Here is an 11,893-nt window from a genome sequence, read left to right on the forward strand (position 1 = left end):
CTTACAGCCACACCTTCTGCTGCTCTTCCGTCAGCGCGACATACGGCGACTCCCGATCGGTGCGCTCGCTGCTGGCGCGGGCCTTCAGGATCGCCTTGACCGCGTACAGCAGCACGCTGAACACCACGAACAGGAACAGCACGGTCAGTGCGGTGTTGACGTAGCTGTTGATCACCACCTGGTGCATCTGGCTCATGCTCTTGGCGGCACCGAGCAACTGGCCGTCGGCGATGGAGGCCTGGTACTTCTTGGCCTGGGCGACGAAACCGACCGCCGGGTTGCTGTCGAAGATCTTGATCAGGCCTGCGTACGTCGTGCAGATCAGCAGCCACACCGCCGGCACGATGGTCACCCAGGCGTAGCGGTCGCGCTTCATCTTGAACAGCACCACAGTGCACAGCATCAACGCGATGCCGGCGAGCATCTGGTTGGCGATGCCGAACAGCGGCCACAGGGTGTTGATGCCACCCAGCGGATCCACCACGCCCTGATACAAGAAGTAACCCCACAGGGCGACGCAGCCGGCGGTGCCGATGACGTTCGCGCCCCAGGAATCCGTCCTGCGCAGCGGCGGGATGAAGTTGCCGAGCAGGTCCTGCAGCATGAAGCGGCCGGCACGCGTGCCCGCGTCCACGGCGGTCAGGATGAACAGCGCCTCGAACAGGATGGCGAAGTGGTACCAGAACGCCATCATCGCGTCGCCGCCAGGCAGCGCGTCGTGCAGGATCACCGCGATGCCGACGGCCAGCGTCGGAGCGCCACCGGCGCGCGAGATGATGGTGCTCTCGCCGATGTTGTGCGCCGTCTGCTCCAGCATTTCCGGCGTCACCACGAAACCCCAGCTGCTGACCTTGGCGGCCACGTCGACCGCGGTGGTGCCGATCGCGGCGGCGGGGCTGTTCATGGCGAAGTACACGCCCGGCTCGATGATCGAGGCCGCGACCAGCGCCATGATGGCGACGAAGGATTCCATCAGCATGCCGCCGTAGCCGATGTAGCGGGTGTGGGTCTCGTTGGCCAGCAGCTTGGGCGAGGTGCCCGAGCTGATCAGCGCGTGGAAGCCCGACACCGCGCCGCAGGCGATGGTGATGAACAGGAACGGGAACAGGCCACCCTTCCAGACCGGGCCGTCGCCGGTGCTGGCGAACTGCGTCAGCGCCGGCATCTTCAGCGAGGTCACTTCCGGGCTGGCGATGACGATGCCGATGGCCAGCGCGACGATCACGCCGATCTTCAGGAAGGTCGACAGGTAGTCGCGCGGGGCCAGCAGCAGCCACACCGGCAGCACGGCGGCGACGAAACCGTAGCCGATCAGCATCCAGGTGATCTGGGTGCCGGTGAAGGTGAACGCCGGACCCCAGGTGGGATGCGCGCCGACCTTGCCGCCGAACCAGATGGCCAGCAACAGCAGGATGATGCCGACCACCGAGATCTCGCCGATCTTGCCGGGGCGGATGTAGCGCATGTAGATGCCCATGAAGATCGCGATGGGCATCGTGGCGATCACCGTGAACATGCCCCACGGGCTTTCCGCCAGCGCCTTCACCACGATCATCGCCAGCACCGCCAGGATGATGATCATGATCAGGAAGGCACCGAACAGCGCGATCGTGCCGGCCACCTGGCCCATTTCCTCACGGACGAGGTCACCCAGCGAGCGGCCGTTGCGGCGGCTGGAGATGAACAGGACCATGAAGTCCTGCACCGCACCCGCCAGCACGACGCCGGCGATCAGCCACAGCATGCCGGGCAGGTAACCCATTTGCGCGGCCAGCACGGGGCCGACCAGCGGACCGGCGCCCGCGATCGCGGCGAAGTGGTGGCCGAACAGCACGTGCTTGTTGGTGGGCACGTAGTCCAGGCCATCGTTGTTGATGTGCGCCGGCGTGGCCCGGGTCGGGTCCAGCTGCATCACGTTCTTGGCGATGTACAGGCTGTAGTAGCGGTAGGCGACCAGGTAGATGGAGACCGCCGCCACGACGATCCACAGCGCACTGATCTGTTCGCCCTGGCGCAGCGCCACCACGCCCAGACACACCGCGCCGAGCAGCGCGAGCGCCGCCCAGCCGATCTTGGAAAAACCATTCATTCGGGAACCCTCCTGCGAGTCCGCACAAGGGTCACCCCATGCGGGAAACCGGTCAATCCGTAATGTCCGATTCAGGCTTCGACTTTGGTCGCAGTCCGCCGGCGTAGGGGCATCAGAGCCAGCGCGAGCGCTTGAACAGGCGGTACAGGCCGTAGCAGGTCAGCGCCACGCCGGCGATCAGCAGGGGGTAGGCGAAGCGGCCACCCAGTTCGGGCATGTGCTTGAAGTTCATGCCGTACCAGCTGGTGATCAGCGTGGGCGCGGCGAGCAGCGCCGCCCAGGCGCCGAGCCGCTTGACGATCTCGCCCTGCGCCAGCGTCACCAGCGACAGGTTGACGCTGAGCGCGGTGGTCAGCATCTCGCGCTGCGTGTCGGTGTACTCGTTGACCCGCAGCACGTGGTCCTGCACGTCGCGGAAGTACAGCCGCACTTCCTCGGGGATCAGCGCGCTCTGCGAGCGCGTCAGCTGCGCCAGCACGTCCTGCAGCGGCGCCACCGCCAGCCGCATCTGGGTCAGTTCGCGCTTCAGCTCGTACAGTTTCACCACCGTCACCCGGCGATAGGTGTCGGCGAAGATGTCCTTCTCCAGCGCGTCCAGTGTCCGCTTGAACTGGTCGATGATCGGCCGGTAGTTGTCGACGATGTAGTCCAGCACCGCATACAGCCCGTACGATGGACCGAGCGCGAGCAGCTCCGGTTCGCGCTGCACGCGCTCGCGCACCGGCGCGTACGACAGCGACGCGCCATGGCGCACCGTCACCAGGTAGCGCGGGCCGAGGAAGGCATGGGTCTCGCCGAACTTGATGCGGTCGTCCACCACCTGTGCGGTATGCACCGCGACGAACAGTGAATTGCCGTAGGCCTCGAGCTTCGGACGCTGGTGCGCGTTCTGCGCGTCCTCCACCGCGAGGTCGTGCAGGCAGAACTCCTCCTGCAGCTTCTCGAGGATCGTGTCGGCCGGTTCGTACAGGCCCACCCAGATGAAACTGCCGTCGTCGACGGCCAGCACGTCGCTGATCTCGTCCAGGCCGATGTCGCGCCGCTTGCCGCCCTTGTCGTAGACCACGCAGTTGATCACGCACTGGGGGAGGGCGGGTTTGGATTCGATGTGGGCGACGTCATTCATGGCGTGAATCGTGCGCCACGCCGCCGCTTCCGACAAGCCTGAGTGCCCCTGTAGGAGCGACGTGAGTCGCGACCGCGGCAATGAAGGTCCTTGGAATTGCCATGCACGGATCCAGCGGAAGGCGTGTCAATGCCTCCGCAGGATCCGTGTACCGTCCGCGTCCTCGGACGCCGCGCCTCCGCGGTCGCGACTCGCGTCACTCCTACAGAAAGCTACATCGCTACTGCGCCACGAAGCGGATCGCCTGCCCGCCACCCGGTGCGAGCTTCAGCGTCAGCGTGTCGCCACGCGTCACGCTGCGTTCCTCGATCACGATGTCCTGCGGCGCGGTCTTCCAGTTCGCCTGGTCGCCGTCGCGGTAGATCTGCGCGGTGTAACGGCGGCCGTCGTCGAGGAAGGAGAGCGGCACGGTCAGCGTGCGACCATCTTCGTCGGTCAGCGAGCCCAGGTACCAGTTGTCGCCGCCGCGCTCCTTGCGCGCGATGGTGACGTAGTCGCCCACTTCGCCGTTCAGCACGCGGGTGTCGTCCCAGTCCACCGGCACGTCCTTGATGAACTGGAACGGCGCCGGGTTCTTCTCGTAGTTCTCCAGCAGGTCGGCCGCCATCTGCAACGGGCTGTAGATCACCACGTACAGCGACAGCTGCTTGGCCCAGGTGGTCGCGATGCCATCGGTGGAGCGGGTCTTCATGCCGAAGATGCCCGGCGTGTAGTCCATCGGCCCGGCCAGCAGGCGGGTGAACACCAGGTTGGCCTCGTGTTCCGGCGGATTGCCGGGCTGGCCCCACGCGCTGAACTCCATGCCACGCGCGCCCTCGCGGGTGATCCAGTTCGGATAGGTGCGGCGCAGGCCGCTGTCCTTGATCGGTTCGTGCGGATTGACGGCGATATGGCGCTTGGCGGCTTCGGTCACGACCTTCAGGTGGTGGCGCGCCATGTCCTGCCCTTCATGCCACGCGTAGTGGCGCTTGCCGTCGGTGCCGGTGACCTTGGCCTGGCTGGCGTCGGCCACGTAGCCGGTCTTCACGGCCGGCACGCCGACACGCTGATACAGGTCGAAGGCGTCGCTCATCTGCTCTTCGTAGTGCGCGGCGTTGCCGGAGGTTTCGTGGTGGCCGATCAGCACCACGTTCTTCGAACGCGCATACGCGCTCAGCGCTTCCAGGTCGAAGTCCGGATACGACCGGGTGAAGCTGAAGTCTTCGCCGTTGCCGAACCAGTCCCCATCCCAACCCACGTTCCAGCCTTCCACCAGCACGCCGCCGAAGCCGTGCCTGGCGGCGAAGTCGATGTGCTTGCGGACGTTCTCGTTGGTAGCGCCGTGTTTCGGTCCGGACGCCCAGCTCTTCAGCTCCAGGTGCATTTCCCACCACACACCGACGTACTTCATCGGCTTCACCCACGACACGTCGCCGAGCGCGTTGGGCTCGTTGAGGTTGAGGGTCAGGCTGGACATCGCCAGGCCGGCTGCATCATCGCTCAGCAGCAGCGTGCGCCAGGGCGTGTCGAACGGTGCCGCGCGAACCACCTTGCCTTCGCCGATGCCCGGCGTCAGGTCGGCCTTCAGGCGGCGGTCTTCGACGCGGGTGAGGTTCATGCCGCTGTAGTCGACCAGCGCGGCCTCGTGGATCGACAGATGGGTACCGTCGTCGAACTTGAAGGTGATCGGCGTCTGCGCGTCGCCGACCTGCTGCACCGGCGTGCGGTGGTACAGGTACTCCTCGCGGTTCCATTCCCCGGCCGGGATCCACCACGCCGTCGCGTCGCGGGCCAGCGAGAACTCGGTCAGTTCCTCGCCGATCTTCACCTGCTCCAGTCCGGCCTGCTTCGGGAACCGGTAGCGGAAGCCGACGCCATCGTCGAACACGCGGAACACCACGTCGAAGCGGCGGAAGGGCTTCGCCTTCTCCTTCAGCGTGACCGTCAATTCGTTGTAATGGTTGCGGATGAAGCGGCGCTCGCCCCAGGGCTGTTCCCAGGTCTCGTCGAAGCTGCGCGTGCGCGGCTGCACGATCTCGATGTTGCGCTCGAACTTGGGCGCATCGAGCAACAGGAAGCCCAGGCGCGACGGCGTGATGACCGGTTGGCCCTTGCGCGAGACCGCGTACGCCGGACGGCCGTCGTTGTCGGTGGACAACTCGACGACGATGGAGCCGTCGGGCGAGGCGATGCGTGGGCCGGGTCCGGCGTGCGCGGAGGCAGCGACGGCGAACAAGACTGTCAGGGGCACGACAAGCGTGGAGAGGAAACGGGGCATGCGACCCTCGCGATAGGCAGAGGGCCGCATCGTGCGTGGCGTGGCTCAGTGCGACAAGCGTCGGGGCATGAATACGTATGCAAGCGCCAGGTGCACGGGCAGCAGCAGGGCGATCCAGGTCTGGTTGTATTGCAGCCGCAACGGCAGCCAGTGCAGGAACCACGCGACCAGCGCACCCATCGCGATGGCGGTCGCCAGCCAGCCGAACCACACCGGCGGCGTGCGGCGGCGCAACACGGCGATTGCGCCGGGCACCAGCAGCACGCACAGCGGATTCAGCAGCAGCAGATTGCGGTTGGCCCATGCCGCCCAGTGCTCGGTGAAGCCCCACAGATAGACCAGCAGGGCGCCGCCGATGAAACACAGCAGCCAGAACGGCACCGCGATGCCGGCCACGGCACGCGGCCAGCGCCGGCCGGCGACGGCGAGAACGATCGCGATCAGCACGCCCGCGCCCAGCCACGGCAGCCAGCGGCGCGGCGTTTCCGCGGGTTCGGCGGCGATGCGGTGCGGCAGCAACTGCATTTCGGACTGCACCAGCGGGCGTCCGGCCGCATTCTTCGCTTCGCGCAGGCTATCGGCCAGGCGCATCGGCACGTAGGCCTCTTCCCAGCGCGACATCGGCTTGTCGGCATTCGGGCCAAGGCCCAGGTCGAAGCCCAGCCACATCCACGTCGCCGGCGAGGCCAGGCGCACCGCCTCGCTGCGGAAGGTGTTGCCGCGCGAGCGGCCCGCCAGCTGCGACTTCAGCCTGCCGCCGAGCGCGGCATCCAGCGCGTCGCGCACCTGCGTCGAACAGTTGGAGGTGAAGTAGTCGTAGCGGTAGCGCGCGTTCTCGGGCCTGGCCCGCTCGGCCAACGCGTCCGCGAGGGCCTGTGCCTGTGCCGGCTCGATGTCCAGCCACTGCAGCGACACGCCACGCCCGCTGGCGCGGTACTGCATCAGGTCCTGTTCGAACGGCAGCGCGACCAGGTAATACATCATATGGCCACGGGCGAAGTTACCGACGAAGTCGGCTTCGCCCGGATCGAAGAAGCCGAAGTTGTACGAGATCGCATCGCCGCTGGCGGGGTCGACCACCACGATGGCGTTGTGGCCGAAGCGCTCGAAGAACACCTCGCCCGGCGCCATCGTCGCCACGCCGATCCGCGGCGCCGCCCAGGCGGCGGACGCCAGCAGCCACAGCACGCCCAGCAGCGCCAGGCGCGCGGCTGCGTTACGCATCGGCCAGCACTCCGACGTGGAAGGCATGCACGCGGCGGGCATCGGCGCGGGCCACGCGGAACATGAAGCGTCCCAGCGTCAGTTCCTCGCCGGTCTCCGGCAGGTGGCCGATGGCCGCGGTGATCAGGCCGCCGACGGTGTCGTACTCGTCGTCTAGGAAGTCGGCGCCGAAGCGCTCGTTGAAGTCGGCGATCGGTGTCAGCGCATCGACCACGAACTGGCCATCGGCCTGCGCCGCGATCAGCGCCGCGCCGTCCTCGGCTTCGTCGTGCTCGTCGTCGATCTCGCCGACGATCTGCTCCAGCACGTCCTCGATGGTGACCAGGCCGGCTACACCGCCGTACTCGTCCACGACGATCGCCATGTGGTTGCGCGACAGCCGGAATTCCTTCAGCAGCAGGTTGAGCTTCTTCGATTCCGGTATCAGCACCGCCGGCCGCAGCAGTTCGCGCACGCTGCCCGGCCCGTTGTCGGCCACGACGCCGCGCAGCAGGTCCTTGGCCAGCAAGATGCCGAGGATCTCGTCCTTGTTCTCGCCGTGCACCGGAAAGCGGGAGTGGCCGGATTCCACCACGTCCTTCATCAGGTCGAGGAAGCGCGCTTCCACCGGCAGCGAGACCATTTGCGCGCGCGGCACCATGACGTCGCCCACGGTGAGGTCGGCGACCGCGATGGCGCCTTCCATCATCTTGAGGGTGTCGCCTGCGATCAGGCCGTCGGACTGCGCGTCGCGCAGGATGGCCACCAGGTCGTCTCGTGTGCTCGGTTCGCCGGAGAACGCCGAACTGAGGCGGTCCAGCCAAGTGCGCCGTTTCTCCGACGGCTTGTCGGAGCCTTCCGGCGCGAGGGTACTGTCGTCTTCTGACATCTCGGGGGAATATGCGCCCCACGGGGCGTGGCGGCCAGTCTAACCCGGTTGGATGGCCGGCGCAGGCGGCGATGCCCCGTCCCCGCCGTCTTCTTCGGCGTCGTCCTCGGGCAGGTCCATGCTGTAGCTGCAGCCGGCCAGCGTCTTGCCCGGGTGCGAGGACACGTTGCTGACGTTCAGTACGGCGGAGTCGATCCACACCTTGCCCGTCGCCGGATCGCGGACTTCCTCGCTGCGGACCTCCTTGCCGAACATGGCCTTGGCAGGGGTGTCGATGGCGGTTTCCAGCGCCAGTTGACGGGCAAGCGGGCGCGGATCGGGCAGATCGAGCACGGCGATGATGCCGCTGCCGGAAAAGGCGACGTGGTCCGTGTCGTGCCCGAAGACGCGCACCGCGTTGAGCAGGCGATACTCGCTCATGAACATGTTCGCCTGCGGCAACGGCTCCCAACCCATCGCGACCGCCTTGAGCGGATCCTCGAGCAGGGGCGCCAGCGCGCCGAGCTGGCCCAGGTCGCCGCGGCACTCGATCAGGGCGGCGAGGTCGGGCCTCTCGGCCTGCGCGGCGGCGGACGGCGGAAGGCAGAGCGCCAGCAGCGGCGCGAGCATCAGGCGTCGCGTCATGCGCTCAGTCTTCCGCATACGGATCGGCGATGCCGAGTTCGGCCAGGATCTCGCGCTCGAGCTGTTCCATGCATTCGGCTTCCTTGTCGTCCTCGTGGTCCCAGCCCAGCAGGTGCAGGGTGCCGTGCACGGTCATGTGCGCGTAGTGGGACGCCAGTGGCTTCTTCTGTTCCTTCGCCTCGCGCGCGACCACCGGCGCGCAGATCACCAGGTCGCCGAGCAACGGCATCTTCACGCCCTTCGGTAGCTTGACGCCCTCGGCCATTTCGGCCGGGAAGCTGAGCACGTTGGTCGCGTAGTCCCGGCCCCGGTAATGCCGGTTGAGCGCGCGGCCTTCCTTGCTGTCGACGATACGGATGGCCAGGTCGGCCTCGCGGATGCGGCCCTTCAACGCGGCTGCCACCCACTTGCGGAAGCTCACGGCGGACGGGATACCCGCGCGCGGCAACGCGTAGTTGACGGAGACTTCGAGGCGGACGGGGCCTTGGGTCATGGGTATGCCTTTGTAGCGTCGAGCGTGCTCGACGGCCTTTTGCCGGATGCCGATCTCATGAGCGGTCGAGCAAGCTCGACGCTACGGGAATCAGGCGGCGGGACCCGTTTCGGAATCCTTGCCATCCCGCGCATCGTAAGCCCGCACGATCTTCGCCACCAGCGGATGCCGCACGACGTCGCGGCTGGTGAAGAAGTTGAACGAAATGCCGTCCACGCCGCGCAGTACGTCCAGGGCGTCCTTCAAACCGGATTTCTGGTGTTTGGGCAGGTCGATCTGGGTCAGGTCGCCCGTGACGACGGCGGTGCTGCCGTAGCCGATGCGCGTCAGGAACATCTTCATCTGCTCGATGGTGGTGTTCTGCGCCTCGTCGAGGATGACGAACGCGTCGTTGAGCGTGCGGCCGCGCATGTAGGCCAGCGGTGCGATCTCGATGACGTTCTTCTCCAGCAGCTTGACCACCTTCTCCACGCCGAGCATCTCGTAGAGCGCGTCGTACAGCGGTCGCAGGTAGGGATCGACCTTCTGGGTCAGGTCGCCGGGCAGGAAGCCGAGCTTCTCGCCGGCCTCGACCGCCGGACGCACCAGGATCAGCCGCTGCACGCGCGATTCGTTCAATGCCTCGACCGCACTGGCCACGGCCAGGAAGGTCTTGCCGGTACCGGCCGGGCCGATGCCGAAATTGATGTCGTGGGTGGCGATGGCGTGCAGGTACCTGGCCTGGTTGGCGCCGCGACCGCGCACGGTGCCGCGCTTGACCTTGATGGCCACGTCCTGCGGGGCGTAGTCGGCCTCGGCGACACGGTCGACATTGGCTGCATTCAGGCGCAGGTGGATGGCCTCGCTGTCGAAGGTCTCGCTGGCGGTCTCGTCGTACAGCGCGTGCAGCAGCTTCTCGGCGGCGGCGGCGGACTTCTCCGGCCCGGTGACGCGGAAGATGGCGCCGCGGTTGGCGATCTCCACACCCAGGCGCAGTTCGATCTGGCGCAGGTGCGCGTCGAACGGCCCGGCCAGGTTGGCGAGGCGCTCGACGTTCTCGGGCTGCAGGGTGAATTCGTGTTGGCTGGGAGCAGTCATGGGGCGGGAGCAGGGATCTCGTGGCGTGGAATCAGTGGCGGGTCTGGTCGTCCGCGTCGTCGACCGGCCACTGGTGGAAAACGTAGACCTCATCATCGACGAGGGCCTGGTCGAAATGGTCGCCTTCGGGTGCCTCGTGGCGCGCGATCTGCAGCGGCTCGTCCTCCACCGCGATCACTTCCCACCCCTGCGCACGGACGAATTCGATCGCGCGATGCATGGGGTCCGGGACGAAGCCGGGTCGGAGGTAGCAGGTGATGAAGGCGCCACCGGCCTCGGCGAAATCGGGGCTGTCGTGCAGCGGACGGGCTTCCAGGGTGAATACCCACAGGCGCGGGCTGTCGGGGGAAATGGCGGCGATTCCTGGCGATTGCAAGACGGGCCGGCAGGGTAACCCGCAGCCCGGGAAAGCCGCATCAACGCCGTCCGTCAGACGGGGGTTGAGATTTAATTAAATTGAAAATTAAATAAAGCCATGAAGACATCCCCACCGCCAGCCCCTCCGTGCGCATCGCGCCCCGTGCCGGATCCCGTTCCCCGCAAGCGCGCACGCGGGCGCCGTCCCACGGCCGAGTCGGCCGACCTGCGCGCGACGCTGCTCGACGCCGCGCTGGCCTGTTTCGCCAGGAAGGGCATTGCCGCCAGCTCGCTGCGCGACATCGCCAGCGAGGCCAATGTGACCCCGGCACTGGTGCACTACTACTTCGGCGACAAGGCGCAACTGCAGCAGGCCGTGGTGGCGGAGCGGCTGTTGCCGGTGGTGGCGCAGATGCGCGCTCCGGTGATGCAGGCCGGCGATGGCGATGTGGCGGCGCTGGTCGCCGGCTTCGTGCACGGCATCGCCGGTGTGGTGCAGCAGCATCCGTGGCTGCCGACGCTGTGGGTACGCGAAATCCTCTGCGAGGGCGGCGCGTTGCGCGACATGATGATCCACCAGGTCGGTCCACTGCTGCCGAAGATGATGGCGGGCCGCTTCGCCGCCGCCCAGCAGGCGGGGCAACTCAATCCCGACCTCGACCCGCGCCTGCTGATGGTGTCGCTGATCGGGCTGACCATGTTCCCGATGGCGAGCGCACCGATCTGGCGCCAGCTGTTCGGCGCCGACGACATCGACTTCGACGACCTGCGCCGGCACACGCTGGTACTGCTGGATCGCGGACTGGAGCTGGACCATGCGAAATGAACCCATCCGCGCCGCACTGGCGACCGCGCTGATCGTGCTGGCGGGCTGCAAGGCGGACGCACCCCAGGCGCTGGGCACGCTGGAATGGGACCGGGTGACGCTGCCGTCGCCGGTGGCCGAGAAGATCGTGCGCATCGATGTACGTGAAGGCCAGCAGGTCGCCGCCGGCGCGCCCTTGCTGCAACTCGAGCTCACGCGCACGCGGTCGCAACTGGCCGCCGCGCAGGCGCAGGCGGCGCAGAGCCGCGAAGCCCTGGCGGAACTGCGCGCCGGTCCGCGCCCCGAGGACATCGCGCAGGCGCGCGCCAGCCTCGCCGCCGCCCAGGCACAGGCACGCGATGCCGATGCCTACTACGCACGCCTGCAGCCGCTCGGGCGACAGCAACTGGTGGCCGCGTCCGAGGTGGACCGCGCGCGCGCGGCGTCGCAGAGCGCGCAGGCGCAGGTACGGCTGGCCCACGCGGCGTTGCTGGAACTGGAGCGCGGCACGCGCAGCGAGCAGGTCGCGCAGGGCGCGGCGGCCGTCGCGTCCGCCGAGGCGCAGGCCAGCGTGCAGGCGGTGACGCTGGACAAGCTCAACGTCGTCGCGCCGCGTGCCGGCCGCATCGACAGCCTGCCGTACAAGCTGGGCGACCAGGCACCGGTGGGCGCTCCGCTCGCGGTACTGCTGGTCGGCGAGGCGCCGCATGCGCGCGTCTACCTGCCGCAGGCGCTGCGCAACCGGCTCAAGATCGGCGATACGGTGCAGGTCCGGCTCGATGGACAGGAAAAAGCCTACCTGGGCCGGGTGCGGATGATCCGGAGCGAACCCAGCTTCACCCCGTACTTCGCGCTGACCGGCCAGGACGCGGCGCGGCTCAGCTATCTGGCCGAGATCAGCCTTGGCAAGGAGGCGGCCGACCTGCCGGTCGGCGCGCCGCTGCAGGTGGTGTCCGATGGCGGCCCGTGACGA

At 67.5% G+C, this 11,893-nt stretch carries 11 protein-coding genes; 2 read left to right on the forward strand and 9 right to left on the reverse strand.

Going from position 1 to position 11,893, the window contains the following annotated elements; genetic code table 11:
- Nucleotide 1: 1 nt before the first annotated feature.
- From AC1Q5B_RS14110 to AC1Q5B_RS14150, 9 genes are all read right to left on the reverse strand, one after another.
- The gene (locus tag AC1Q5B_RS14110) at nucleotides 2-2,089 is read right to left on the reverse strand and encodes a carbon starvation CstA family protein (protein ID WP_492632239.1); all 2,088 of its coding nucleotides are present in this window, start codon (nucleotides 2,087-2,089) and stop codon (nucleotides 2-4) included.
- Nucleotides 2,090-2,201: 112 nt separating this feature from the next.
- Entirely contained in the window at nucleotides 2,202-3,215 is a 1,014-nt protein-coding gene (gene corA, locus AC1Q5B_RS14115; protein WP_492632240.1) for a magnesium/cobalt transporter CorA, read from the reverse strand.
- Nucleotides 3,216-3,435: 220 nt separating this feature from the next.
- A complete protein-coding gene (locus tag AC1Q5B_RS14120; RefSeq protein WP_492632241.1) occupies nucleotides 3,436-5,472 on the reverse strand; it encodes a glycoside hydrolase family 97 protein in 2,037 nt (678 codons plus the stop codon).
- 45 nt (nucleotides 5,473-5,517) lie between these two features.
- Entirely contained in the window at nucleotides 5,518-6,696 is a 1,179-nt protein-coding gene (locus tag AC1Q5B_RS14125) for a lipoprotein N-acyltransferase Lnb domain-containing protein (protein WP_492632242.1), read from the reverse strand.
- Complete coding sequence (locus AC1Q5B_RS14130) at nucleotides 6,689-7,564, reverse strand: CorC family transporter (RefSeq protein WP_192270016.1); 876 nt, start codon at nucleotides 7,562-7,564, stop codon at nucleotides 6,689-6,691. The genes AC1Q5B_RS14125 and AC1Q5B_RS14130 overlap by 8 nt, the downstream gene beginning before the upstream one ends.
- A gap of 39 nt (nucleotides 7,565-7,603) precedes the next feature.
- The gene (locus AC1Q5B_RS14135; protein ID WP_492632243.1) at nucleotides 7,604-8,188 is read right to left on the reverse strand and encodes a hypothetical protein; all 585 of its coding nucleotides are present in this window, start codon (nucleotides 8,186-8,188) and stop codon (nucleotides 7,604-7,606) included.
- A gap of 4 nt (nucleotides 8,189-8,192) precedes the next feature.
- Nucleotides 8,193-8,681 (reverse strand): rRNA maturation RNase YbeY, encoded by a 489-nt coding sequence (ybeY, locus tag AC1Q5B_RS14140; protein WP_492632244.1) that lies wholly within the window; start codon nucleotides 8,679-8,681, stop codon nucleotides 8,193-8,195.
- 90 nt (nucleotides 8,682-8,771) lie between these two features.
- Nucleotides 8,772-9,758: a PhoH family protein gene (locus tag AC1Q5B_RS14145; protein ID WP_492632245.1), complete on the reverse strand. Its 987-nt coding sequence runs from the start codon at nucleotides 9,756-9,758 to the stop codon at nucleotides 8,772-8,774.
- Nucleotides 9,759-9,789: 31 nt separating this feature from the next.
- Nucleotides 9,790-10,134 carry a hypothetical protein gene (locus tag AC1Q5B_RS14150; RefSeq protein ID WP_492632246.1) on the reverse strand — a complete coding sequence of 115 codons (345 nt, stop codon included), beginning with the start codon at nucleotides 10,132-10,134 and terminating at the stop codon, nucleotides 9,790-9,792.
- 144 nt (nucleotides 10,135-10,278) lie between these two features.
- Here AC1Q5B_RS14150 and AC1Q5B_RS14155 point away from each other — a divergent pair, with 144 nt between their 5' ends.
- Together AC1Q5B_RS14155 and AC1Q5B_RS14160 are read left to right on the forward strand one after the other, a co-directional pair.
- Complete coding sequence (locus AC1Q5B_RS14155) at nucleotides 10,279-10,941, forward strand: TetR/AcrR family transcriptional regulator (RefSeq protein ID WP_492632247.1); 663 nt, start codon at nucleotides 10,279-10,281, stop codon at nucleotides 10,939-10,941.
- Nucleotides 10,931-11,890, forward strand: a complete 960-nt coding sequence (locus tag AC1Q5B_RS14160) for an HlyD family secretion protein (protein ID WP_492632248.1) — start codon at nucleotides 10,931-10,933, stop codon at nucleotides 11,888-11,890. The genes AC1Q5B_RS14155 and AC1Q5B_RS14160 overlap by 11 nt, the downstream gene beginning before the upstream one ends.
- The last annotated feature ends 3 nt before the right edge of the window (nucleotides 11,891-11,893 follow it).

Source organism: Pseudoxanthomonas sp. GW835-FHT14C01 (assembly GCF_058793715.1).